Annotated in this window: 19 protein-coding genes and 2 pseudogenes; 7 read left to right on the top strand and 14 right to left on the bottom strand. The window is 73.3% G+C overall.

Annotation, left to right across the window (positions count from 1 at the left end):
• Positions 1–197 precede the first annotated feature (197 nt).
• Both K2224_RS22355 and K2224_RS22360 read left to right on the top strand, forming a co-directional pair.
• On the top strand, positions 198–2,666 hold the full coding sequence (locus K2224_RS22355) for a phosphoketolase (RefSeq protein ID WP_260692888.1): 2,469 nt from the start codon (positions 198–200) through the stop codon (positions 2,664–2,666).
• Positions 2,667–2,855: 189 nt separating this feature from the next.
• Complete coding sequence (locus K2224_RS22360) at positions 2,856–3,962, top strand: Ku protein (protein WP_221908299.1); 1,107 nt, start codon at positions 2,856–2,858, stop codon at positions 3,960–3,962.
• A gap of 29 nt (positions 3,963–3,991) precedes the next feature.
• Here the strand turns inward: K2224_RS22360 and K2224_RS22365 are convergent, their stop codons facing one another.
• Positions 3,992–5,554, bottom strand: a complete 1,563-nt coding sequence (locus K2224_RS22365; RefSeq protein WP_221908300.1) for an alpha/beta hydrolase — start codon at positions 5,552–5,554, stop codon at positions 3,992–3,994.
• 340 nt (positions 5,555–5,894) lie between these two features.
• Between K2224_RS22365 and K2224_RS22375 the strand changes: the two genes are divergently transcribed.
• The 3 genes and pseudogenes from K2224_RS22375 to K2224_RS40755 all read left to right on the top strand — a co-directional run.
• A complete protein-coding gene (locus K2224_RS22375) occupies positions 5,895–6,386 on the top strand; it encodes a DNA-binding protein (protein ID WP_221908301.1) in 492 nt (163 codons plus the stop codon).
• A 41-nt stretch (positions 6,387–6,427) separates the two neighbouring features.
• A pseudogene (locus K2224_RS40750) lies at positions 6,428–6,772 on the top strand (GNAT family N-acetyltransferase); the annotation flags it as partial.
• A 176-nt stretch (positions 6,773–6,948) separates the two neighbouring features.
• Positions 6,949–7,104: pseudogene (locus K2224_RS40755) on the top strand (GNAT family N-acetyltransferase); the annotation flags it as partial.
• Positions 7,105–7,215: 111 nt separating this feature from the next.
• Here K2224_RS40755 and K2224_RS22385 read toward each other — a convergent pair.
• Positions 7,216–8,157, bottom strand: coding sequence for a LysR family transcriptional regulator (locus K2224_RS22385; RefSeq protein ID WP_221908302.1), 942 nt, complete (start codon positions 8,155–8,157; stop codon positions 7,216–7,218).
• 395 nt (positions 8,158–8,552) lie between these two features.
• Between K2224_RS22385 and dnaE the strand changes: the two genes are divergently transcribed.
• Positions 8,553–12,149, top strand: coding sequence for a DNA polymerase III subunit alpha (dnaE, locus tag K2224_RS22390; protein WP_221908303.1), 3,597 nt, complete (start codon positions 8,553–8,555; stop codon positions 12,147–12,149).
• On the top strand, positions 12,146–12,523 hold the full coding sequence (locus K2224_RS22395) for a DUF6300 family protein (protein WP_221908304.1): 378 nt from the start codon (positions 12,146–12,148) through the stop codon (positions 12,521–12,523). Before dnaE ends, K2224_RS22395 begins: the two co-directional genes overlap by 4 nt.
• Positions 12,524–12,604: 81 nt before the next feature.
• On the opposite strand, the gene K2224_RS41440 is transcribed toward K2224_RS22395, so the two are convergent.
• The 12 genes from K2224_RS41440 to mppP all read right to left on the bottom strand — a co-directional run bounded on the left by K2224_RS41440 (position 12,605) and on the right by mppP (position 24,226).
• Positions 12,605–14,005 (bottom strand): SGNH/GDSL hydrolase family protein, encoded by a 1,401-nt coding sequence (locus K2224_RS41440; protein WP_221908305.1) that lies wholly within the window; start codon positions 14,003–14,005, stop codon positions 12,605–12,607.
• Positions 14,006–14,099: 94 nt separating this feature from the next.
• Positions 14,100–14,336 carry a hypothetical protein gene (locus K2224_RS22405; RefSeq protein WP_221908306.1) on the bottom strand — a complete coding sequence of 79 codons (237 nt, stop codon included), beginning with the start codon at positions 14,334–14,336 and terminating at the stop codon, positions 14,100–14,102.
• Between the two features lie 126 nt (positions 14,337–14,462).
• The gene (locus K2224_RS22410) at positions 14,463–16,061 is read right to left on the bottom strand and encodes an ABC transporter permease (protein ID WP_260692891.1); all 1,599 of its coding nucleotides are present in this window, start codon (positions 16,059–16,061) and stop codon (positions 14,463–14,465) included.
• 13 nt (positions 16,062–16,074) lie between these two features.
• Positions 16,075–16,995: an ABC transporter ATP-binding protein gene (locus K2224_RS22415; RefSeq protein WP_221908308.1), complete on the bottom strand. Its 921-nt coding sequence runs from the start codon at positions 16,993–16,995 to the stop codon at positions 16,075–16,077.
• Between the two features lie 3 nt (positions 16,996–16,998).
• On the bottom strand, positions 16,999–17,394 hold the full coding sequence (locus K2224_RS22420; protein ID WP_221908309.1) for a hypothetical protein: 396 nt from the start codon (positions 17,392–17,394) through the stop codon (positions 16,999–17,001).
• 136 nt (positions 17,395–17,530) lie between these two features.
• The gene (locus tag K2224_RS22425; RefSeq protein ID WP_221908310.1) at positions 17,531–18,718 is read right to left on the bottom strand and encodes a sensor histidine kinase; all 1,188 of its coding nucleotides are present in this window, start codon (positions 18,716–18,718) and stop codon (positions 17,531–17,533) included.
• Positions 18,719–18,858: 140 nt separating this feature from the next.
• Positions 18,859–19,530, bottom strand: a complete 672-nt coding sequence (locus tag K2224_RS22430) for a response regulator transcription factor (RefSeq protein ID WP_221908311.1) — start codon at positions 19,528–19,530, stop codon at positions 18,859–18,861.
• Positions 19,531–19,624: 94 nt separating this feature from the next.
• A complete protein-coding gene (locus tag K2224_RS22435; protein ID WP_221908312.1) occupies positions 19,625–19,849 on the bottom strand; it encodes an MbtH family protein in 225 nt (74 codons plus the stop codon).
• Between the two features lie 94 nt (positions 19,850–19,943).
• Entirely contained in the window at positions 19,944–20,894 is a 951-nt protein-coding gene (locus K2224_RS22440) for a helix-turn-helix transcriptional regulator (RefSeq protein ID WP_221908313.1), read from the bottom strand.
• A gap of 19 nt (positions 20,895–20,913) precedes the next feature.
• Positions 20,914–21,822, bottom strand: coding sequence for an enduracididine biosynthesis enzyme MppR (gene mppR / locus K2224_RS22445; protein ID WP_221908314.1), 909 nt, complete (start codon positions 21,820–21,822; stop codon positions 20,914–20,916).
• On the bottom strand, positions 21,819–23,069 hold the full coding sequence (mppQ, locus tag K2224_RS22450; RefSeq protein WP_221908315.1) for an enduracididine biosynthesis enzyme MppQ: 1,251 nt from the start codon (positions 23,067–23,069) through the stop codon (positions 21,819–21,821). Before mppQ ends, mppR begins: the two co-directional genes overlap by 4 nt.
• Positions 23,066–24,226 (bottom strand): enduracididine biosynthesis enzyme MppP, encoded by a 1,161-nt coding sequence (mppP, locus tag K2224_RS22455; protein ID WP_221908316.1) that lies wholly within the window; start codon positions 24,224–24,226, stop codon positions 23,066–23,068. The genes mppQ and mppP overlap by 4 nt, the downstream gene beginning before the upstream one ends.
• Between the last annotated feature and the right edge of the window lie 133 nt (positions 24,227–24,359).

A 24,359-nucleotide genomic window follows, 5' to 3' on the forward strand; every position in this document is an offset into this window, starting at 1 on the left:
ATCGCAAGGCGGAGCGTCGCCCGCGGACTGGATGTCCGTGGGTGATGCGACAACGCCGCGAGGTGCGGTACCAGGCGTCGAGGGCCCACGCCGACCCATCGGACAGACCCTAGGCCCGTCCGGCCCCGGCCCGAACCGCCGGGGCCGTCCCGTGCGGCGACGACGTGGACCGTGAACCGACGTGAAGGAGCAGGAGTGTGGGAGCGCGCACCGTCCGGACGACGAATACGGCCAAGTACACGGGCCGGGACACGGGGACCGGCCCCGTCCCGACGAAGGGCACCCGGCCCGCGGCGACGGACGCCGAGGGGCCGCTCGGCCCGACCGAGCTGAGCACCCTCGACGCGTACTGGCGGGCCGCCAACTACCTCTCCGCCGGCCAGATCTACCTGATGTCCAACCCGCTGCTGACCGAGCCGCTGCGCCCGGAGCACATCAAACCCCGGCTGCTGGGCCACTGGGGCACCTCCCCCGGGCTGAACCTCGTGCACACCCACCTCAACCGGGTGATCAAGGCGCGGGACCTGGACGCGGTCTGCGTCTGGGGGCCGGGGCACGGCGGGCCGGCCGTACTGGCCAACTCCTGGCTGGACGGGACGTACACCGAGACGTACCCGGACGTGACCCGGGACGACGCGGGGATGGCGCGGCTGTTCCGGCAGTTCTCGTTCCCCGGCGGGGTACCCAGCCATGTCGCGCCCGAGACCCCCGGCTCCCTCCACGAGGGCGGTGAGCTGGGCTATTCCCTCGCCCATGCGTACGGCGCGGCCTTCGACAACCCGGAGCTGCTGGTCGCCTGCGTGATCGGCGACGGGGAGGCGGAGACCGGGCCGCTGGCCACGTCCTGGCACTCCACCGCGTTCCTGGACCCGGTGCACGACGGGGCGGTGCTGCCGATCCTCCATCTCAACGGCTACAAGATCGCCAACCCGACGGTGCCGGCCCGCATCCCGCAGGGCGACCTCGACGCGCTGCTGCGCGGCCACGGCCACGAGCCCCTGCACGTCACCGGCGACGACCCGGCCGCGGTGCACCAGGCGCTGGCCGCCGCCATGGACCGGGCGCTGGACCGGATCGCGGCGATCCAGCGGCGGGCCCGCGAGGACGGCGGCGCCGGCCGCCCACGGTGGCCGATGATCGTGCTGCGCACCCCCAAGGGCTGGACCGGTCCGCGCGAGGTGGACGGGCAGCCCGTCGAGGGCACCTGGCGCGCCCACCAGGTACCGCTGGCCGGGGTGCGCGACCACGCCGACCACCGGCACCAGCTGGAGCACTGGCTGCGCTCGTACCGGCCGGAGGAGCTGTTCGACGAGGCGGGGCGGCCGCGGCCGGAGGTGCTGGCGTGCGTGCCGACGGGCCGGCGCCGGCTGGGCGCCTCCCCGCACGCCAACGGCGGGCTGCTGCTGCGCAGTCTGCCGCTGCCGCCGCTGGAGCGGCACGCGGTGGAGGTCGCCAAGCCCGGCACCGCCGTGCACGAGCCGACCCGGGTGCTCGGCGGGCTGCTGGCCGAGGTGATGGCGGCGACGGCGGAGCGCCGCGACTTCCGGCTGGTCGGCCCGGACGAGACCGCCTCGAACCGGCTGGACGCCGTCTACGGCGCCACCGGCAAGGCATGGCAGGCCGCGACGCTCCCCACCGACGAGCACCTGGCGCGGGACGGCCGGGTGATGGAGGTGCTCTCCGAACACCTCTGCCAGGGCTGGCTGGAGGGCTATCTGCTGACCGGTCGGCACGGGCTGTTCTCCAGCTACGAGGCGTTCGCCCATATCGTCGACTCGATGGTCAACCAGCACATCAAGTGGCTGAAGACCGCGCGCGGGCTGTCCTGGCGGCAGCCGATCGCCTCCCTCAACTACCTGCTCACCTCGCATGTCTGGCGGCAGGACCACAACGGCTTCTCGCACCAGGACCCCGGCTTCGTCGACCACGTCCTCAACAAGAGCCCGGAGGTCGTGCGGGTCTATCTGCCGCCGGACACCAACACCCTGCTGGTGGTGGCGGACCACGTGCTGGGCACCCGCGACCACGTCAACGTGATCGTGGCCGGCAAGCAGCCCTGCTTCGACTGGCTCACCCTGGACCGGGCGCGGACGCACTGCGCCCGCGGCGCCGGCGTCTTCGAGTGGGCGGGCACCGAGGACGGCACCCGGGCCCCGGACGTGGTGCTGGCCTGCGCCGGGGACGTGCCCACGCAGGAGACGCTGGCCGCCGCCGACCTGCTGCGCCGCCATCTTCCGGAGCTGGCGGTGCGGGTGGTCAACGTCGTCGACATGACCCGGCTGCTGCCGGCCGACGCGCATCCGCACGGGATGCCGGACGCCGAGTTCGACGCGCTGTTCACCCGCGACAAACCGGTCATCTTCGCCTACCACGGCTACCCCTGGCTGATCCACCGGCTCTGCTACCGCCGCACCGGCCACGAGCACCTGCACGTCCGCGGCTACAAGGAACAGGGCACCACCACCACGCCGTTCGACATGGTCGTGCTCAACGACCTGGACCGGTTCCGGCTGGTGATGGACGTGGTGGACCGGGTGCCGGGGCTGGGCGACCGCGCGGTGGCCCTGCGGCAGGCGATGGCGGACGCCCGGACCCGGCACCACGCCTGGATCCGGGAGCACGGCACGGACCTGCCGGAGGTCGCGGAGTGGACCTGGTCGGGGTGAGCGGAGCCGGGCCGCCCGACGTCGTGTGCCGCCCGCAGTGGTCCGCGCGGTCGGTGTGCGGGGGGGTTCGTGCGGGCCGGGTACCCGGTCGCCCCGGCGTCCGGGTGGCGGGCACTCGCCCGGGAGGTGCCGGGCAGGTCGCGCTCCTAGGCTGGAACGGCACCGAACCGCACCACGAAGGCGGCTCCCATGCGGCCCACCGCGAAGTTCTCCATCAGCTTCGGCCTGGTCACGATCCCGGTGGCCGCCTACAACGCCACGGACACCGCCGCCTCGGTCGGCTTCGTACGGATCCACACCGAGGACGGCGGGCGGGTCCGCAACCAGCCGGTCTGCTCCCTGGAGGGGACCGAGGTCGCCGCCGACGAGATCGGCCGCGGCTACCGCACCGAGGACGAGGCCATCGTCCCGCTGAGCGACGCGGACCTGGACGCGCTGCCGCTGCCGACCGCCCGGACCCTGACGATCCTGGCCTTCGTCGCCGGCGGCGACATCGATCCGCTCCAGATCGGCAAGGGCTACTACCTGGGCGCGGACGGCCCCGCGGCGGCCAAGCCCTACGCCCTGCTGCGGGACGCGATGGAGCGGCACCGGCGGGTCGGCCTGGGCAAGATCGCACTGCACGGCCGGGAGACCCTGGCCATGATCCGGCCGGTGCAGGACATGCTGGTGATGCAGGTGCTGCTGTGGCCGCACCAGATCCGTCCGATGACGGGGGTCCTCCCGGACCGGGAGGTGAAGGTCGGCGCCAACGAGGTGCGGGCCGCCGAGACGCTGATGGACTCCTTCGGCGAGCTGTCCGAGGAGGATGTGCACGACCACTACCGGGAGGCCCTGGAGGAGATCGTGGCGGCCAAGCTCGCGCACCGCGAGCCGGAGTTCGAGGCCGGCGAGGAGGCCCCGGCGGGCCAGGTGATGGACCTGATGGCGGCGCTCCAGGACAGCGTGCGGGCCGCGAAGCGGGCCCGCGGCGAGCTCGACGAGGAGACGGCGGAGAAGGCCGGTGCCGGTGGCACGCGCACGGCCGGCCGTACGGCGACGAGGACCGCGAAGAAGGCTACGGCGAAGGCCGCGAAGAAGACGGCCGGGGCGACGACGAGGACGACGGCGAAGGCAGCGGCGAAAACGGCGAAAAAGCCGACGGCGAAGGCGACGGCCGGTGCCTCGAAGAGCGGTTCCACGGACGGGAAGAAGGCCGCGGCGGCGAAGCGCGGCGGCACGGCGAAGACGGCGGGCGCGGCCCGGAAGTCCGCCGCGGCCGAACGGACCGCCGGCCGCGGGCGGAAGGCGGGCTGAGCGCCGCGGGGCCGCCGGGCGCGGGCCGCTCAGCGGCAGCCCGTGCCGCCCGCGGGCAGCACCCCGTCCGTCAGGTACGCGGCCACCTTCTGGCGTATGCAGGGGTTGCCGGAGGTGTACGCCGCGTGGCCCTCGCCGTGGTACGTCAGCACCACGCTGTGGTTGCCGAGGACCCGGGCCATGTTCGCGGCGCCCTCGTAGGGGGTGGCCGGGTCGCCGGTGGTGGCGACGAGCAGGGCGGGCGGTGCGTCGTGGGCGGGCACGTCGCGGACCGCGTCGTCGCCGGGGACGGGCCAGCCGTAGCAGTCCAGCAGCGTGGGGGCGATGTCCGGGCCGAACAGCGGGGAGGCCCGGGTGAGTTCGCGGACGGCGCGCGGGTAGTCGTCGGGGCCGTAGCGCTCGGAGGTGTCCCGGCAGGTGACCGCCCGGAGGGCCAGCTGGTCCTGGGAGGGCATGGCCGCGGCGGCACTCCCGGGGGCCCGGCCGGCGTGGCCCGTGCCGCTGCCGCTGCCGCCGCCGCTGAGCTGCGCGATCCCGCTCGCGTCGCCGTGCTTGAGCCGCGCCAGCGCGTCCCTCAGGTCGGGCCAGCTGCTCCGGCTGTAGAGGGCCTGGCGCAGCGCGTAGACATAGGTCGTGCCGTCCACCCCGATGCCCTGCGACTGGATCGGATGGTTCGTCAACTGCTGGTACCAGTCGGTGAGTTGGCGCTCGGCGGCGGCGGTGTTCGGGCCGATCGGGCACTGACTGCCGTGGACGCAGTCGGTGGCGAAGTCGTCGAGCACCCGCTGGAAGCCGGCGGCCTGCGCGACCGCGGTCTGCCACATGTTCTTGGTGGGGTCCTCGACACTGTCCAGGACCAACCGGCCGGCGTTGCGGGGGAAGGTGTGGGCGTAGACCGAGCCGAGCCGGGTGCCGTAGGAGAACCCCAGGTAGGCGAGCTTGCGGTCGCCCACCGCGGACCGCAGGACGTCCATGTCCCGGGCGACGGTCGGGGTGCCGACCCAGGGCAGCAGCGCGCCGGAGTGGCGGCCGCAGGCTTCGTTGATGCGCTTCTCGTCGGCGGCGAGCGCGGCGGTGCCGTTGCCGGCGGCCGGGGTGTAGCCGCTGCCGCAGGAGATCGGTTCGGTGCGGCCGGTGCCACGCGGGTCGAAGCTCACCAGGTCGTAGCGCCGGCCGAGATCGGCGAAGCCGTCGCTGTTGCCGATGAGGTAGTCGACGCCGGAGTCGCCTGGACCGCCGGGGTTGACGACCAGGGAGCCGAGCCGCTTGCCGGGCCCGGTCGCGGGCAGCCGGACCAGCTGCACCTGCACGGTGCCGCGCTCGGGGTGGGCGTAGTCCCGCGGGACCTCCAGCCGGGCGCACTGGAAGCGGCTCGCGGCGCCGTCCGGCGCGGCGCCGGACGGTGCCGGCGGCGATCCCCGCGGGGCCGGGGCGGCGCCGGTGAAGTCCGCCGGGCAGGTCTCCCAGGCCGGACGCTGCGCGTAGAAGCGGGTGAGGTCCGGGCCGTCGGTGGCCGGGGCGGGGGCTCCCACCAGGGCGCCGGCCAGCGCGCCCGCCGCCAGCACCGCGAGGGACCCGCGAAGACCCGGCATACCCCGAGGGTAGGGCCGGGTCCCCCGGCGGGCATCCGGACGCCGGGGAGCCGGGCCCGGGCAGCCGGCGGTAACGGCGGGCGACGGTGTTCCCGGAGACCCCGAGGGCGGCGCCGATCAGCCGGAACGGGGCCCGGCCGTCGATCTCCCGGGCATGCACCAGCTGCGCGCCCACCGCGCCCAGGGTGACGGCTTCCGGCTTTGTCTCGCGAAGTCTGCCGACATCCGCCGTCGCTTCACCGGGACCGCAGGACGGGCGCCTCGCGCCCCCTAAGCTCTTGAACACTTCGTTCACAATAAATCGTTGACAACGAATCAAGGAAGCCGCCATTCTGACGCCATGTCACCGAAGTCGGAGCAGCAGCAACCGCAGCCGTCCACCCCGTCCGCCGCCCAACCCGCCGCCCCCGCCGACCCGTTCACTCCCCCGGATCCCGGCCGGGCCCGTGCGCACCGCGCGCATGCCGCGCTCTTCCGGATCGCCGAACGCCACGCGGCCACCGACGAGCAGCGCCGCCGCCAGACCCACCCCGCGATCCTCGCGCCCCACGAAGCGGTGCGGCTGGTGTCGTTCCTGCTCAGCGGGGCGGCCGAACTCCACGACGGGGAGGCGGAGGTGGACCGCGCCGACATCACCGCCGCGCTGAGCCTGGTGCCCATGGTGCGCGGGGAGATGGACGAGTTGGAAACCGGACTTCTCCAGATGGCCCGCGGCCGCGGTATGACGTGGCAGGAGATCTCCTTCGGCCTCGGCCTGGGCACGCCGCAGGCGGCCCGGCAGCGTTTCGAGCGCCTGGCCGGCCGCACCGGCGGCGACGGCGAGGCGGACTGAGACGGTGGCGGGCCCGTCCGTGCCGCAAGCAGCCTGCGCGGATGCCCGATCCCTTACCGGCGCTGCCCGCCGGCTACCGGGCGCGGCCGGTGTCCGCCGACGACATCCCGGCGATCCACGCCCTGGTCGCCGCCTGTGAGCACGCCCTCTACGGGCGGGCGGAGAGCGATCCGGGTGCGATCGCCGCCGACCTCGAACGGCCCGGTCCGGAACCGGAGTCGGACACCCTGCTGGTCCACGACCGGGCAGGGCGGCCGGCGGCGCGGGCCTGGGCGAACCGGCGCTCCGGGGTGGACGTCCACCCCGCGCACCGGGGCCGGGGCCTGGGGGCGGCGCTGCCGGGCTGGGCGGAGGCGCGGGCCCGCCGGGCCGGGAGCGAGGGCATCGTCCAGACCGTGCCGGCCGAGGACGCGGCCGCCCGCACACTGGTCCGCTCGCGCGGCTACCTGGCAGCCGCGCCGCAGGTCCTACGAGGAGTGGGCCCGGCACACCGTCGACCGGCCCGCCTTCGCCCCGGCTGTCGCCGGTGGCGTTCGCCGGCGGCCGACTCGTCGGCGCGGCCATGGCGTCGGACCTTCCGGAGGCCGACGAGGGCCATGTCGAACAGCTCGCGGTCCGCCCCGGCCACCGCAACCGCGGCGTCGTCCGACTGCTGCTGCGGCACGCCTTCCGCGCCTGTCACCGGCGGGGCCGGCGGACCTGCGCCCTGTGGACGCGCTCGGACACCGGCGCGCTCGACCTGTATCTGCGGGTGGGCATGGCGGTGGTCCGCGGCTCGACGGTCTTCAGGAAGGACCTGGCCGGGGAGGGCCAAGCCGCCGGCACCGGTTCAGTGCGCCTGGCGCAGGGCCCAGTCCGGGCGCCAGGTGCCGGCGTCGGGGCGGTTGGGGTACCGGGACGTGAGGTGGTCACGGAGCGCGGTGAGCCCGGGGTGCGGGTTGTCGTCGCGCCAGAGCAGCGAGTGCGGGTAGACCGGGGTCGGGTCCCGCAGCGGGATGCGCCGCAGGTCGTGGCCGGCGGGCCAGACGAGCGGGGTCTGCTCGCCGAAGAAGCTCACCACCGTCGCGGAGTCGGCGAGGGCGTCGAGGAGGGCCTCGACGCCGAAGTCGGGGCCGATCGTGTCGATGGTGAGGCCGAAGGCGGCGGCGAGATCGTCGTAGTAGGCGCGCCACTCCGTGCCGGGCGCGTTGGAGGGCATCCAGATCCGGTGGCCGGCGAGCTGGGCGAGGGTGAGTGCCTGGGCACCGGCGAAGGTGTGGGCCGGGCCGGCGCAGAGCTGGAGCTCCTCGTCGAAGACCGGGGCGGCCCGCACCTCTTCGGGCAGTTGGCGGCCGGGCCGGGTGACGGCGCGGAAGGTGGCGTCGATGGTGCCGGCCCGGACGGCGGCGACGGCCTCGTCGGCGCCGAAGAGGGTGACGACGTCGAGGGCGATCTCGGGGTGGGCGCGGTGGAAGGCGCGCAGCAGGCCGGCCGTCGCGGTCCGCCGGCCGACCACGTCGACGCGGAGCGCGCGGCTGCCCGGCCGGACGGAGGCGGCGGCCCGCTCCTCGGCCTGGAGCAGTGCGCGGGCGTGCGGCAGGAACGCCTGCCCGTCGATGGTGAGGCCGGCGCCGCGCGCGGTGCGGGTGAACAGCCGCACGCCGAGCTCCGTCTCCAGGGCGCCGATGCGCTTGGAGACGGCCTGCTGGGTGAGCGAGAGGTCGACGGCGGCCTTCTGGAACTGCCCCGTTTCCGCGACCGCGACAAAGGTGCGCACAGCGTTGAGGTCCACGGCGCACACCCTATAGGCACAACGCGGCGTTGTGGCTCGCCGACGTGGCGGTTGTTTGATCCGCCGGGTGGTCGGGGGCTTTGATGGCGGTCGCCAACGGGGAACCCGGGCAGAACCGCACGGAGTATGGGTCATGTGTGGGGCTGATCGGGCGAATTGGGCGGATTGGGCACATGCGCCGGACTGGGGTCGGGATCGCCGGCCGGTACCGGCGGTTCTCGCCGCGCCATGGGCGACAGGAACGGTCGACGGGACTTGAAACAACCATTGGTTGTGCGATGCCTGCCGGGCCGTGTCCGTCCGCGCCGTCCGACCCCGTTGACGCAGTCGGCCTTCCAGGCCCGCCCCGGCTCCGGCCGGGCGGGCCGCCCACTCGTCCCGGAGGTGACGCAGCGGTGCCGGACTCCTTCGTCCATCTGCACAACCACACGGAATACTCCATGCTCGACGGCGCGCAGCGAATGGCGCCGATGTTCGCCGAGGTCGCCCGGCAGGGGATGCCGGCGATCGCCATGAGCGACCACGGGAACATGTTCGGGGCCTATGAGTTCCAGCAGGTCGCCCGGGACTTCGCGGGCGTGCGGCCGATCATCGGCATCGAGGCGTATGTGGCACCGTCCTCGCGGTTCGCCCGGAAGCAGGAGTTCTGGGGGCCGGGCGGCCGGCGCGCGGTGAGCGACGACGGCGAGGGGTCCAAGGACGTCTCCGGGGGCGGCCGCTTCACCCACATGACCATGTGGGCGCGGAACGTCCAGGGCCTGCGGAACCTCTTCTGGCTCTCCACACAGGCGAGTTACGAGGGCCAGTTCCCGGCCGGCAAGCCGCGGATGGATCGGGAGCTGATCGCGCAGCGGCCGGACGGCATCATCGCCACCACCGGCTGCCCCTCCGGCGAGATCCAGACCCGGCTGCGGCTGAACCAGTACGCGGAGGCCAGGGCGGCGGCCGGTGCGTACCAGGAGATCTTCGGGCCGGAGAACTACTTCCTGGAGCTGATGGACCACGGCCTGGACATCGAGCGGACCGTCCGCGACGGCCTGCTGCGCCTGGCCAAGGAGCTGGCCCTCCCGCTGCTGGCCACCAACGACGCGCACTACGTCACCGAGGACCAGGCCGACGCCCACGACAACCTGCTGTGCATCGGCGTCGGCAAGAACAAGAACGACCCCGTCCGCTTCCGCTTCAACGGCTCCGGCTACTACCTCAAGTCGGCCGCCGAGATGCGCCGCCTCTTCGCCGAACTCCCCGACGCCTGCGACAACACCCTGCTGGTCGCCGAGCGCGTCGAACCCTACGACGGGGTCTTCGACCACGTCGACGAGATGCCGCGGTTCCCCGACGTCCCCGAGGGCGAGACCCAGGAGTCCTGGCTGCGCGGGGAGGTCCTGCGGGGCCTGGCGATGCGCTACGGCGATCCCGTCCCGCCGCACGTCCTCGCGCGGTTCGAGACCGAGATGGCGGTCATCGGGCCGATGGGCTTCAGCGCGTACTTCCTGGTCGTGGCGGACATCTGCCGGTACGCGCGGGAGAACGGCATCCCGATCGGTCCGGGCCGCGGTTCGGCCACCGGCTCGCTGGTGGCCTACGCCACCCGGATCACCGAGCTGTGCCCCCTGGAGCACGGCCTGCTCTTCGAGCGCTTCCTGAACCCCGAGCGGATCAACCCGCCCGACATCGACCTCGACTTCGACGACCGCCAGCGCGACCGGATGGTCCGCTATGTCACCGAGAAGTACGGCGACGCGTACACCGCCATGGTCAACACCTTCGGCAAGATCAAGGCCAAGAACGCGATCAAGGACTCCGCGCGCATCCTCGGCTATCCCTTCTCCCACGGCGAACGGATCACCAAGGCCCTCCCCCCGGACCAGAACGGCAAGTCCGCGCCGCTGGCCGCGCTCTTCGACCCCGCGCACGAGCGGTACGCCGAGGCCGGCGAGATCCGGCGGATGTACGAGGACGAGCCGGACGTGCGGCAGGTGATCGACACCGCCCGCGGCGTGGAGGGGCTGACCCGCGGCACCGGCGTGCACGCGGCCGCGGTGATCCTTTCCAAGACCCGGCTGACCGACCGGATCCCGCTGCACATGCGGGCCGCCGACGGCGCGCGGATCACCGGCTTCGACTACCCGTCGTGCGAGGCGATGGGCCTGGTCAAAATGGACTTCCTGGGGCTGCGGAACCTCGGCGTCATCGACCAGGCCCTCGCCAACATCCGGGAGAACCGCGGCGTCGCCCTCGCCACCGTGGACCCGATGGACGGCGACCCGTCCACCGTCGTGATCCCGCTCGACGACGCGAAGACCTACCGGCTGCTGGCCGCGGGCAACACCTTCGGCGTCTTCCAGCTCGACGGCGGCGGAATGCGGGCGCTGCTCAAGCTGATGGCACCCACCCGCTTCGAGGACATCGCGGCGGCCAACGCCCTCTACCGGCCCGGCCCGATGGCCGCCAACGCCCACACCAACTACGCCCTGCGCCAGAACGGCAAGCAGGAACCCACCCCGATCCACCCGGAGCTGAAGGACGCCCTGGAGCCGATCCTCGGCTCCACCCACCACCTGCTCATCTTCCAGGAGCAGATCATGGCCATCGCCCGGCAGTTGGCCGGCTACACCCTCGGCGGCGCGGACATGCTGCGCCGGGCGATGGGCAAGAAGAAACCGGAGGTGCTGGCGGCGGAGTGGGAGAAGTTCCACGGCGGGATGCGCGCCAACGGCTACTCCGACGAGGCGGTCAGGGCGCTGTGGGACGTGATGCTGCCGTTCTCCGGCTACGCCTTCAACAAGTCCCACACCGCCGGCTACGGCCTGGTGTCGTACTGGACCGCCTACCTCAAGGCGAACTATCCGGCCGAGTACATGGCCGCCCTGCTCACCTCCGTCGGCGACGACAAGGACAAGGCGGCCGTCTATCTGGCCGACGCCCGCAAGAACGGCGTCCGGGTGCTACAGCCCGATGTCAACGAGTCCGTCGCGGAGTTCACCGCGATCGGGGACGACGTGCGGTTCGGGCTGCGGTCCGTCCGCAACGTCGGCGACGGTGTCATCGACGCCGTGGTCGAGGCCCGCCGCCGGAAGGGGCGGTTCACCTCCTTCGCCGACTTCGTGGACAAGGTGGAGCTGCCCGCGCTGAACAAGCGGGCGGTGGAGTCCCTGGTCAAGGCCGGTGCCTTCGACTCGCTCGGGCACACCCGCAAGGGCCTGACCGCCGTCCACGAGAGCGCCATCGACGCGATCATCCCCGTGAAGAAGGCGGCCGGCTTCGGCCAGGACGACCTCTTCGCCGAACTCGGCGGCGGGGACGACGGCGGGCCGGCCTTCGGCCTGGACCTCCCCGTCGAGGAGACGGAATGGCCGCGCCGCCAACTTCTGGCGCTCGAACGGGAGATGCTGGGTCTCTACGTCTCCGCCCACCCGCTCGACGGCGCCGAGCACATCCTCGCCGGCGCCCGGGACTGCCCGCTCGCCGAGCTGCTGGCCTCCGGCCGCACCACCGGGGAGGTACGGCTGTCCGGGCTGATCACCGGCGTCCAGCGCAAGGTGACCAAGCAGGGCAACGCCTGGGCCGTCGTCACCCTCGCGGACCGGGACGCCGGCATCGAGGTGCTGTTCTTCCCCGCCGCCTATCAGCTCGTCCAGCAGGCGCTGGCCGAGGACACCGTCGTCACCGTCCGGGGCAGGATCGAGGACCGCGACGGCACCCTGAACGTCTTCGGGCGCGAGCTGGGCGTCCTGGACGTGGGCTCGGCGGAGGGCGGCGGGCGGCCACCGGTGCGCCTGGCGTTCCCCGTGCACCGGATCACCGCGGACGGGGTGCGCGAGCTGAAGCGGATCCTCGCCGACCATCCGGGCGAGAGTCCGGTGCACCTCAGCGTCCGCGACCCCCGGCGGACCACGGTCTACGCGCTGGGCGCCACGGTGGACGCCGCCGGCCTCGCCTCGGACGTGAAGGGCGCGTTCGGCGCCGAGGCATGGGCGGGGCCGGCGTGACGCCCGGCGCCGAACGGCCGGCGGCCGTGACGCTGCGGACGCCCGCGTCCGCTCCCGCGCCCTGCCCGCGCTGCGACACCCCGGTGCTCCTGGTGGCCCGCTATCCCCACTCCTGGCACAACCGGTCGGGGGCGCGCGTCGACGGCCTCCGGGAGAGCGTGCTGTGCGCCGGCTGCGACCGCGGTGATCCGGCGGCCGACGCTCTGCTGGCGCTGTTCACGGAGGTCGGGACCGAGGACGAAAGCGGGGGCAGGGACGGCGAGTTCGGCGTCCGGCTGGGCGCGTGGCTGACGGCCGTACGGCGTCGCGCGCCGCGCCGCGCGGCCCGGGCCGCGGAGGCGGAGGAGACCCGCTGGCGGGCCGGCGAACTGTAGCCGCCGACGGGCCGGTTCCGTAGGCGGGCGCCCCGACCAGGGACAGGGGGCTCCTGGTCGGGGCTGATCGGGGGGCGGGGGTCAGAGCGTGGTCAGGTCGACGGCGGAGGCCATGGCCAGGTAGCCGGCGTCGCTGGGGTGCAGGCCGTCCTGGGAGACGTAGCCGGGGCGGGTGCGGTCGGGGTCCTGGGGGTCGGTCAGGACCCGGGCGGCGTCCAGCACCGCGTCATAGGCGTGGCTGGTGCGGATCCAGTGGTTGAGCTCCCGGCGGGCCTGGATGCCGGCCGGGTCGGTGAACGGGAAGACCGCACCGGCCAGCGGGGGAAGGGTGACGCCGATGGCCTTGACGCCGCGGGCGTGCGCCTCGCGGATCAGGGCGCGGTGGCCGTCGATCAGCTGGCGGGCGGTCACCGGCCGGTTCTCACCGCAGGAGTCCCCGTCGGGGAGCCGCGAGAGGTCGTTGGCGCCGAGGTGGACGAAGACGGCCCGCAGCCCGGCGTGGTTGCGCAGCTCCCGTACGAAGCGGGCGGTGCCCTTCTCGCCGAAGCAGGGCGAGTCGTGGAGCAGCCGGTCGCCCGCGAGGCCGGCGTTGGCGATGCCGGTGGGGCGGCCGTCGGCGATGAGGCGTTCGGCGAGTTTGTCGGAGAAGCGGTCGTCGGTGCCGGGGCTGGTCCCCACACCGTCCATCAGGGAGTCGCCGAAGACCAGCACGGACGAGGCCGGGTCGGGCCCGGCCGCGAGCACGTCGGCGCCGGTCAGGTAGTACCAGGCGTGCGAGGTCCGGCGGTCGAAGGCGTCGTCGGCGGCGGACTCCAGCCGGTCGCCGGGGGCGCGGTAGGACGTGGCGGTGGTGAAGCGGTGCATGGTGGCCGGGCCGGTGGGGGTGGTGAAACGCAGGGTGACGGTGAGCTTTTCCAGGTTGGCGGTGGGCAGGGACACCGGATCGGTGACGGTGGTGCGGCCGGCGGGGAGGGTGAGCGAGCGGGCGTGGTCGAAGGTGAGCGCGCGGGCGGTGCCGGGGCGCGCCTTGGCCTGCCCGTCGGATCTGGCGACCGTGGCGCCGGCGAGGTGCAGCGGCCGGGTGCCGTAGGCGTTGGAGAAGCGGAGCCGGAGCGCGGATCCGCCCACGCTCATCCGGATCACCTGGCGCAGGCTCTCGTCGTGGAACCCCTCCCGGGACCAGTTGGCCGCGCCGTCGGCGTCCTTGGCGTCCTTGGCGTCGTCGGTGTGGTCGCTGTAGTCCGTGGCCTGCTGCATCGTGGCTCCCCAGGAGGCCGTCCACTGCTGCCCGGTGCGGGGGGCGTGGGACGCGGCTGCCGTCGTCCGCAGGGCCGGGTCGGCGGGGGAACAGGCGCCGGTGAGCGCCGCGGCCAGGGTGGTGGCCAGCATGGCGACGGCCGTCGCGCGTAAGGGACGGACACCGGTGTGCGGGGGCCGGCGGGCGGGGTCGGCCGCGCTGGGGTGTCGGCGCCGCAGTCGCATCGGAGCTCCTTGTGTGTGGTCGTTTCGTGTGTGGATGTCACCCCCGTTGTGGTCGTGTCCGCGGGGCGGCTGACGTACTGGTACCGACGTACCGTCAACTCCCGCTGGATGCGGACGGTCTGCCGGGTGTGCAGTGCGGAACGTGGTGCTTGCTGTAGTAGGTCGCGACGGACAGCAGGATCGCGTTGGCGCTGCGCAACTCGTCGACCTCCCGCTCCAGTTCCGCGATGCGGGACTCGGTCCGCGGCAGGCCGGCGGGGACGGTCCGGCCGGCGGTGTCGGCTTCGGGGCGGATGAGGTGGAAGGGGTGGACGGGGGCGGGTTCGGGCATGGATCTCTCCTCGCTCGGGGCTCGGTGATCTCTCGCGCGGCTCGGGGCTCGGGGCGCGGTGCGTGGTGCGGGTGTCGCGCCGGGCGGCCGGCCGGCGGCCGACGGGGCGGCGCCGGCCGGGCCGGATCAGTCGCGGCTGAAGCGGCGCAGCACGGTCGCCGCGAAGACGACGGCCATCAGGGCCGCGGCCACCATGACGGTCATCGGCGGCTGCACCTTGGCCAGTTCGCTGCTGTCCCGCAGGGCGCCCATGAAGTCGAAGATCGGCAGCCCGTTGGCGACGGAGTACCACAGTGGTACGTAGACCGCCTGGAAGAGCCGGTGGGTGCGGCTGAGCGTGCCCAGGGCCATGGCCAGCGACGGGATGAACAGGGCGCCGCCGGTCCAGCCCGCCAGGGCGAGCCAGTCCCCGGCCGCGATCAGGCGGATGAGGGGGCCGATGCCGGCCACGACGGTGACGGTCAGGCCCGCGGCCCACTCGGCCAGCACCCGGCGGCGTACCGCGGGGTAGGCAGCGAGCATGCCCTCGACACCGTGCTCGTGGCGCTGGGTGCCGAGCCGGGACCAGATCAGGACCGGCCAGATCCAGGACAGCGGCAGCATGACGCGGGTGATGCCGTGGATGGCCGGGGCGGTGAGCCCGCAGATCATCAGGAACGCGGCGCCCAGCCACCACCACCAGCGCACGCCCTGGAGCAGGATGCGGATCTCGCCGGCCCACAGCCGCAGGGTCACCGCGCCCGGTTCCGGGCGGGTGCGCAGCACGCTGCCCACGGTGGGTCGGGTGGCGGCGTCGGCTCCGACCTCGTCGACGAAGACCGGCTGGACGGTGCCGTCGGCCGCGTCCTGGACCTGCTGGGCGGCGGGCCGGTGACGGCGGCTGCGCGAGGGGTCGAAGCGGCCGAACCACAGCGTCGGGAGCAGGGCGACGAGGGCGGCGATCAGCAGCAGGGTCACCCGGCCGAGGACATAGCCGGCGGTCGGGGTGAAACCGTGCCAGGTGAACAGCCCCAGCGGCTTGTCCAGATAGGTCAGGCCGAGGCTGAACGCGCCGGTGACGTCGATGTGTTGGGCGACCATGTCGGTGTACATGGACTTCACGACGCTGTTGACGCCGATGCCGTCGAGCGGCAGCCCGGGGCCCTGACCGGCGGTCGAGACGACGAGCCAGATGCAGAACCACAGGATGTTGCCGACGCCGGTGCGCAGCACGGGCAGCGACTCGAAGAGCAGGGCGCAGGCGGCGGTCAGCGCGACCAGCGGCAGCGCGATCAGCGCGAACGGCTGCCACAGGGCCACCAGGTCGAGGTCCGTGGACTCGCCGCGGGCCAGCTGCATGACCAGGGCGGTGACCGCGAGCACGCCGAGCATGGAGGCCAGCAGCAGCAGGTTGCTCAGGAACTTGCCGGCCATGTACGCGGGGGTGCGCAGCGGGGTGGCGGCGAGCAGTTGGCCGACGCGGGTGCTGCGGTCGCGCTCGATGGAGTTGCGGACGATGTAGAAGCCGCCGAGGGTGAGCCACAGGCCGGCCGCCAGCGCCGTCACCATGCCGACGTAGGCGCTGTTGTAGATCCCTCGGTGATCACCGACCTGCATGATCATCCATTTGGCGTCCGAGGACGGTACCGCCACGTATCCCAGGGCGACGGCCGCGGCCAGCACCACGAGGTAGGCGGGGCGACGGATCCGGTCGCGGAAGTCGGCCACCGCGAGACCGGTGAGCATCTGGAACACCGCGTCACACCGCCCCGGCCCGCAGCGTCCGCCCGCCGAAGCCCTGGGCGGGCCGGCCGCCCTCGGCGGACCGGATGATGCCGAGGTAGGCGTCCTCCAGGTCGGGCGTGAGCGGGGCGGCGCCCTCGTAGGGCCGTTCCTCCGACAGCAGCCGGATGCGGACGCCCTCGGCGGTGCGCACCAGGCGGCTGACGATGTACTGCGCCTGCACCGCCGGTACGGAGGACGGGTCGACCAGCACCTCCCACACCTGGCCGGTCACCGAGCGCAGCAGGTCCTCGGGGGAGCCGCGGCGCTGCAGCCGACCGCCGGCCAGCACCGCGATGTCGGAGGCCACCGACTCGACGTCGGAGACGATGTGGGTGGAGAGCAGCACGACCTTGTCGGCCGCGAGGTCGCTGAGGAGGTTGCGGAACCGCACCCGCTCCTCGGGGTCGAGGCCCGCTGTGGGCTCGTCCACGATGATGACCTGCGGGTCGGCGAGCAGCACCTGGGCGATGCCGACCCGGCGCAGCATGCCGCCGGAGTACTTGCCCAGCGGCCGCTTGACCGCCTCGGTGAGGTTGACCAGCTCCAGCAGTTCGTCGATCCGGGCCCTGGCGGTGCGGGCCGAGACGCCCTTGGCCGCGGCCATGTACCGGAGGAACTCGCGGGAGGTGAGGTTCGGGTAGACCCCGAAGTCCTGCGGGAGGTAACCCAGCGCCCGGCGCAGGGTGTTGGGGCGGGCCACCACGTCCTCGCCGTGGAAGCGGACGGTGCCGCTGGTGGGCCGGGTGACGGTGGCGGCGATCCGCATCAGGGACGACTTGCCGGCGCCGTTGGGGCCCAACAGGCCCACCATTCCCGGTTCCAGACGCAGCGTCAGATTGTCGACGGCGCGTTTGCCGCCCTTGTAGACCTTGGTGACGTCGACGAGTTCCAGCACGGTTCAGCTCTTGCCGCTCAGGGACTGCTCGCCGTCCTTGGAGACCGTGATGCCCTTGGGGACCTCGACCTGGAACTTGGCGTCGCAGATGGCGATCCCGCTGCAGCCGGCGTCGATGTCGAGGGTGTCGCCCTTGAGGACCCACTTGAGGTGCTCGGTGCCGGCGGCGGAGTCGAACCAGCGGGTGACCTTGATGTCCTTGCGGTCGGCCGCGACGATCTTGGTGGCGACCTCGTGCGTGGTCACGTTCAGCGACTTGCCGCTGTAGGCGAAGGTCTTGGTCACGGGCTTGGCCTTCGAGGCGTCCACCGAGCAGCCGGTGAGGCCGAACGCGGCGACGCAGGCCGCCGCCGCGGCGACGAGTGTGACGGGCCGCTTCGCTCGGGCGCTTGAGAACATCGGTTCCTCCAGGGTTACGGGCGGTGCACTCATGGGCGGTGCACTGATGAAAGGATCTCGATTCCCCGCCGCCGCCACATCTGCCGATCGGCAGATATCGGCTCGGCGGAGCGGTCGGCTCGGCGGGGCCGTCGGCTCACCGGAGTGCGGGCGCCGGCAGCAGGCAGCGGACCCGCCATCCGGGGCCGTGCGGGCCGGCCTGCAGGGTGCCGCCCAGGGCACTGACCCGCTCGTCCAGGCCGGCCAGGCCGGTGCCGCCGCCCTGCCGGGAGCCGGCCGGGGCCGCGGGTCCGGCGTCGTCGGCGACGGTGACCTCCACGGCGCGGTCGGCGGTGCGGCCGGCGAACACCTCGACCCGTCCGGCCTGCGGCGCGTGCCGCCGTACGTTGGTCAGGGCCTCCAGCACCACCCGGTAGGCGGTGTCCTCGGCCTCCCGCGACAGCGTGCCGGTCACCTCGTCCTCCAGCGACAGCGCCACCTCCGCGGCGGCCATCGAGGAGAAGCGGCCGATGAGTTCGGGCAGGTCGGCCAGGCCGTAGAGGCGGGTGGGCGGCGGCTCGCCCCACTTGCGGCTCTCCGCCGCGCGCAGCGCGGCCACCGTCTGGTCCATGGAGTCCAGGGCCCGCAGCCCGGCCTGCTCGATGCGCTGGAGCAGCGCCCGGTACTCCTCGGGGCCGGCGTCGTCGACGAGCTGTGCCGCCTGGGCCTCCAGGACGATGCCGGTCACCTCGTGGGCGACGAAGTCGTGCAGGTCCCGGGCGACTTCCAGGCGCTGCTCGCGCCGGGCCAGGGCCACCGCGTGCGAACGGCGGTTGTCCAGCGACCGCAGATACAGCCCGACGCCCCCCGCGACGGCGACCGGGAACAGGGCGAAGAGCGCGCCGGCGACCGACTCCTTCAGCCCCGTGGTGGGGGCGTGCAGGGTGAACCGCAGCGGCAGCAGTACCGCGGCGGCGCCGGTCAGCGGGGCGACGAAGGCCACCTTGGGGCTGGGCACATGGCGTACCACCCGCTCCAACAGGACCAACAGCGCGACGGTTTCGAACGGGTACCAGAGGATCACCAGGCCCGGTGGGCCGAAGTAGCCCGCGTCGGCGGCCAGGGAGAGCAGGGCCGCCCCGGCCGCCGCCCGGTCCAGCGAGATCCGGCCGATCGGCCAGACCAGCAGCGCCGCGGCGAGCGTCAGCGCGGCGACGACGGCCGCCGGAGCGGCGCTCGGGGGCGACACCAGGGCGGGGAGCAGCATCGCGCCGGCCGCGAACCCGGCCCAGCGGCCGCGCCGTTGCCGTCGGCGCTCCGGGAGCGGAAGAGTTTCGTCATCCATGGGGTGAGGCTACGCACCTTCCAGGCCGCCGGCGGCGGTGAGCACGGAACGCATCGTGCGGCATCTGCCGTACGGCAGATATTTCCGGCGGGCGGTCCCGGGCCGTTACGCGGCGGTGTCCGCACCGGGGCCGGGGAATGTCAGCCGGGCAGCTGCCCGGTGGCATAGCCCAATTCCCAGGCGCGCACCGCGATCCCGACCCGATTCCGGACCTGGAGCTTGCGCTGAATGCTGGCGACATGCGTCTTGACGGTGCCCGCCGAGATGAACAACTCGCGGGCGATATCGGAATTGGACTTGCCCTCGGCGACCTTTCCGGCGATCTCCGCCTCGCGCTCGGTCAGTACCGAGTCGCGCTGTTTCCGGCCCCGCCGGCCGGTCGTCGGACCGGTGACGTGCTGTAGCAGACGCGCCGTGATCTGCGGGCTGATCAGGCTGTCGCCGGCCACCGCCGCCCGGACCGCCTCGACCAGCAGCGCCGGACCCGAGCGTTTGAGGACGAATCCCGAGGCGCCGAAGCGCAGCGCGGGATAGACGTATTCGTCGAGATCGAAGGTGGTGACGACGACGACCCGGACCGGATGCGGAAATGCCGGATCGACCAGCCGGCGGGTCACCTCCAGGCCGTCCATCCGCGGCATCCGGATGTCCACCAGCGCGACGTCGGGGCCGAGTGTGCGGGCCAGTTCGACGGCGTCCGCGCCGTTCGTCGCCTCGCCGACCACCGTCATGTCGGACTGGCTCTCCACGATGCGGCGCATTCCCCGGCGAACCATCTCCTGGTCGTCGGCGATCAACAAACGAATAGTCACAAGCGGGAATTCTGCCGTATGGCGGGACGGGCCGGGGCGGCTTTCTCCGGGCAGCTCCTGCCCGGCGCCGCCACCGGCCGGATATGACGTACCGTCAGGCCGAGTCGGCCCCTTCCATGGACCGCACCAGGCTGCGGGGCCGCATGTCGGTCCAGTGCTCGGTGATGTGGTCCAGGGCCGACTGGCGGTCGGTCTCCGCGAGGGCCACCGTCCAGCCGGCCGGCACCTCGGCGAAGGCCGGCCAGAGCGAGTGCTGGCCCTCGTCGTTGATCAGCACCAGGAAGCGGCCGTCGGGGTCGTCGAAGGGGTTTGCGCCCATCTGTTCTTGTGTCCTCTCGTGTTCGGGGTGCGAGCGGTGCCGGTGGTGCCGGGCCCTGGCGGCGGCCCGGGGGACGGGGCCGCCGCCAGGAGTTTCAGACCGCCTGCCGGTCGGCGCCGGGGCCCACGGGCCTGAACGGCATCGTCCGCATGCGCTGCGGCGGAACGATCGGTAACGGAGCGGGGGACCGTGCGGGGAGGCTGTCGCCCCCGCTGTGCCGCAGCAGGGCGGTGCCCAGGGGCGTGAGGGCGTGCAGGGCGGTGTTGCGGTTGCGGGAGGTGGTCACCAGCCCGGACCGGCGCAGCACCGCCGCGTGCTTGCTGGCACCGGCCAGCGAGATGCCCAGCCGTTCGGCGAGTTCGCCCGTGGAGCAGCCCTCGGTGAGCGCTTCGAGCGCGGCCGCCCTGGTGTGGCCGACCAGCGCGCCGAGCGCCTGCTCGTCGTGTTCCGGCGTCCCCCAGATGTCACCGCGCGAGGAGACCTTCACGGGGTAGACCAGTACCGGCATGGACTCCTTGCCGACCGCCGGGACGAAGGCGCAGGACTGCTCGGACAGGAAGAACGACGGGCACAGCAGCAGCCCGCGGCCGTCCAGGTGGATGTCGCGGTGCGGCCCGTGCCGCACCTCCAGCACCGGTGCCCGCCAGCGGACCTTCGGGTGCACCGAACTCAGCAGCCGCTCGACGCCGTGCGCGATGGCCACCCTGCCCCAGCCCTCCCGGGCGCCGTCGAGATGGCCGCGGATCAGGCTCCAGTGGGGCAGCACCGCCACCCGGCACAGTTCGGCCAGCATCCGGGTGCCGTTGCGCTCCTCGCCCGGCGCGATCTGGTCAGGATCGGCGCCGAAGGTGAAGGCGTCGGCGAAGGCCTCCGGCAGCTCCTCCAGCGTGCGGAACTGCTGGGACAGCGCCATGAACCGTGCCGCGTCCCTGCCCAGTTCGGCGCGGACGGTGCGCCGCCACTCGTGGAAGGCGACGTCCCCGTTGCGGCCGAAGAGGTAGAGCGCGAAGGCGCTCTCCGCCAACGGCCCCAGGGTCGCCAGCATCCTGGTATGAGCCAGGTCCTCAACTGTGAAGTGGATCCTCAGCACGTGCTCCCCCATTGTCATCTCTGATGTCGTGCGCGCTCGACGAGTAGTCGCTGAGCAGTCGGCCGCCGTGCAGGGTCTCCCCGTAGGCGAACACGTGGCCGTCCCCTACCTCCAAAGGCGCGAGCGTCCGGAAATCATCCCCCAGTCCCTCGAAGAACGTGAGATCGCCCGATCCGGTCCAGATCGGGGAGAACTCCACATCGCTGACCTCGGACGCGACCAGCCGCGGCCGCGGCCCGGCCGCCGAGGGCACCCACTCCGGGAACACCAGGGTGTGGGCCAGGGGGACGTCGTGCAGCACCGGCCGCCGGTCGGTCTGCCGCTCGATGGTGACGGCGGCCTCCACGACCCGCCGTCCGTTGACGGACAGCGCGCCGTCGAACCGGCCGCCGGGCTCCAGCCGGGAGCCGGCCCGGCCGACCGTGACCGGCCGGCTCTGGTGGACCACGCCGAACTGCTTGGGCATGCCCTGCACCCAGCCGCGCATCATCGGCACGGCCTGGTCCACCCAGGCGTACGGCGCCCGGGCCATGGGACGGCCCTCGAACTCGCAGCCGAGCAGGATCAGGAACTCCCCGAACTGGCAGCGCGCGGGATCGGTCAGCTCCGCCCCGTCCGCGGAGCACCACTGCCAGGTGGCGAACACCGCGGCCGCGGCACCCGGGTCGGCGCCCGGCTCCAGCCCCGGCGGCAGGAAGCGCCGTGCCGCGTCCGGGTCGACGCGGTACTCGACCATGACCACCTCGCCGGAGAAGTGCCACGGCGGCGGGGTGAGCATCGCCGACTCGCCGGTCGGCGAGAGCGGCAGGCTGTAGCCGACGGGGCCGCCGTCGCCCGGACCGGCCGCCGTGGGCCGGCCGTTGGTCCCGATGCTGGTCGTCACGATCTCACTCCGATCCGGGGCTCCGGCATGCTGCCGGCCCATGCGGTGGTCAGCCGCTGTGCGGCCTGCTCCAGTACAGCGGGCGGGTTGAAGCTGAAGGCCAGCCGGACGCCGACCTCCTGGGTGGTGCCGAAGCGCGAGCCGGCGGCGATGCCGACGCCGGCCCGGGCCGCGCCGGCGAGCAGCGCGGACTCGTCCGCCCCGGCCCCGAAGCGCAGCCACAGGAAGAACCCGCCCTGCGGCACCCGGAGTTCCACCCGCTCCCCCGCCGTCCGGCGCAGGGCGCCCACCAGGGCGTCCCGCCGGTCCCGCAACCGCGCCCGGAACGACGTCAGATGACGGTCGTAGGCGCCGCCGGCGAGCAGCGTGGCCACGGCGAGGGAGGTGGTGTGGTTCAGGGAGCCGCCGCTGACGAACAGGCCGTGCGCCACCAGCCGTCGGGCCAGCGCCCGGTCGGCGAGCAGCCAGCCCAGGCGGAGGCCCGGGCCGAGGGTCTTGGAGAAGCTGCACAGCCGCACCACACCGCGGTAACCGGCCAAAGAGGCCAGCGACGGCGGCGGGGCGGTGTCGTCGTCCAGCGGCAGTTCCGCGTAGGCGTCGTCCTCCACGATCAGTACGTCGTGCCGGGCGGCCACCTCCAGCAGCCGGCGGCGGCGCTCCGTGGGCATGGTGTGGCCCACCGGGTTGTGGTGGGTGGGGGTGAGGTAGACGAAGGCCGTCCGGGCACCCTCGGCCGCCAGACGGGCCAGGGCCTCGTCCAGCGCCTCGGGCAGCATCCCCGAGCCGTCCATGGCGACCGGGGCCGGCCGCAGCCGGCAGTCCCGGAAGATCCGGCGGCCCAGGTCGTAGCAGAGCTCCTCGGTCAGCACGGTGTCGCCCGGGGCCGCCAGGGCGGTCGCGAGCAGGTACAGGGCCTGGGAGGTGCCGGCGGTCAGCACGACCTGTTCGGGGTCGCAGGGCCGCCCGTCCGCCGCGGCGGCGCGGGCGGCCAGCAGGGCGCGCAGCGGCTCAGCGCCCGGGTTGTGGCCGTAGCCCAGCGCCGCCGCACCGTACTCCGCCAGCGCCTGCGCGTACGCGTCCCGGAGGAGCGGTACCGGCAGCAGCGCGGGCTCGATGTAGCCGGGCCCCAGGTCGAGCACGTCGGCCGGGGCGACCTCCTGCACGACGCCGGGCCGCCACTGCCGGGTGTGCGGCAGCGCGGGCTCCGGGTCGGGCGAGGGTCCGGCCGCGTCGAGTGGCGCCCTCAACGCTGCTGCAGAACGTGGCGCAGCGCGCGCACGGACTGGGTCAGCGGGTCCGTGGACCGGGCCAGGGCGAGCCGCAGGGTGTGGTCGCCCTGGGACGGGTCGTCCCAGTGGAACGCGCGGCACGGCAGGGCGTAGACGTTGTGCGCCCGCAGCCGCTCCCAGACCTCGGTACCCGTCAGGTCGGTGAGGCCGATCCGCTCGACGCTGGCGCGGCTGTCGGGGTCCGGGACGTAGACGCCGGGCAGGCCGGCCAGTTCCTCGCGCACCATGGCGCGGTGGCCCGCGATGAAGCGGTGCAGGTCCTGAAGGCCGCCGGCGGCCGCGTCCTCGGAGAAGCGGCGGACCATGGCGAGGATCAGCGGGGAGACGCCGAGCAGGATGTCGGAGTAGATCTTCTCCACGGGCAGCGCGAGGTTCTCGGAGTGGACCAGCATGCCGACCTTCAGGTCGAGGGTCGGCCAGAGCTTGCCGGTGTCCTCGATGACCACCCAGCGCGCGCCGCTGGCCTGGAGGACCTCGTAGTGGTCGTAGTGGGCGCGGGTGTCGAAGCCGCGGAAGGAGGTGTCCAGCGCGAGGACCACGCCGTGGGCGGCGCACTGCTCGGCGAGCCGGGTGAGCCGCTCCTTGGAGACGACCCGGCCGGTGGGGTTGTTCGGGGTGGTGACGAAGACGCAGCCGACCGAAGCGAGCAGTTCGGTGTCGAGGTCGTCGCCGTGCAGCGGGTCCTCGGCCAGCGGCACCAGCTTCAGGCCGTTGCCGCGCAGCAGGTCGGCGATGTTGTCGAAGGTCGGGTGGACCAGGGCCACCGACCCGGTGGTCTCGGCCAGCGCGCGGGAGAGGATCTCCATGGCGACGGACGAGGAGTAGCAGCTGAGCACCCGGCCGGGGGCCGAGGGGTAGCTGTGCTGGCCGAGCGCGGTGAAGAAGGCGGCGTGCGCCTCACGCTCCAGCTCCTCGACGGGGCGCTTCTCGCCCTCCTCGAAGAGCAGCGGCAGCTCGGCGACGATCTGGCTCTGACCGGCCGTCAGCGACTGCCGGGCGTGGCCGTCGGCGAGGTTGAACTCGCTGTTGATCGCCAGGAATTCGAGTTGTGTGAGATTTCCGGTAGCACCTTCGGAGTTCCCCCGAGCGGCGTTTTCTTGCTGCTTTCCGGACACAGGTGTACCTCGCAGAGACGTGGGTGTTCCCCGGTTGCGGGATGGCGGGGTCCGCTCGGCCGCCGGCGCGGGAGTGCTCCCGGACGGGGCCGTGCGAACGACACGGTGTGATGCGGGCGGTGGCGGCCGCAGG

Source organism: Streptomyces sp. BHT-5-2 (assembly GCF_019774615.1).
In the GTDB taxonomy this organism is placed as follows: Bacteria; Actinomycetota; Actinomycetes; order Streptomycetales; family Streptomycetaceae; genus Streptomyces.

Excerpts from the sequence above, each read along its gene's own strand:
- K2224_RS22360 (WP_221908299.1), top strand. The coding sequence starts at position 2,856 with ATGCGGCCCACCGCGAAGTTCTCCATCAGCTTCGGCCTGGTCACGATC.
- K2224_RS22365 (WP_221908300.1), bottom strand. The coding sequence starts at position 5,554 with ATGCCGGGTCTTCGCGGGTCCCTCGCGGTGCTGGCGGCGGGCGCGCTG.
- K2224_RS22425 (WP_221908310.1), bottom strand. The coding sequence starts at position 18,718 with ATGGATGACGAAACTCTTCCGCTCCCGGAGCGCCGACGGCAACGGCGC.
- K2224_RS41440 (WP_221908305.1), bottom strand. The coding sequence starts at position 14,005 with ATGCGACTGCGGCGCCGACACCCCAGCGCGGCCGACCCCGCCCGCCGG.
- K2224_RS22435 (WP_221908312.1), bottom strand. The coding sequence starts at position 19,849 with ATGGGCGCAAACCCCTTCGACGACCCCGACGGCCGCTTCCTGGTGCTG.
- K2224_RS22420 (WP_221908309.1), bottom strand. The coding sequence starts at position 17,394 with ATGTTCTCAAGCGCCCGAGCGAAGCGGCCCGTCACACTCGTCGCCGCG.
- K2224_RS22440 (WP_221908313.1), bottom strand. The coding sequence starts at position 20,894 with ATGCTGGCGACCCTGGGGCCGTTGGCGGAGAGCGCCTTCGCGCTCTAC.
- K2224_RS22405 (WP_221908306.1), bottom strand. The coding sequence starts at position 14,336 with ATGCCCGAACCCGCCCCCGTCCACCCCTTCCACCTCATCCGCCCCGAA.
- K2224_RS22375 (WP_221908301.1), top strand. The coding sequence starts at position 5,895 with ATGTCACCGAAGTCGGAGCAGCAGCAACCGCAGCCGTCCACCCCGTCC.
- K2224_RS22410 (WP_260692891.1), bottom strand. The coding sequence starts at position 16,061 with ATGCTCACCGGTCTCGCGGTGGCCGACTTCCGCGACCGGATCCGTCGC.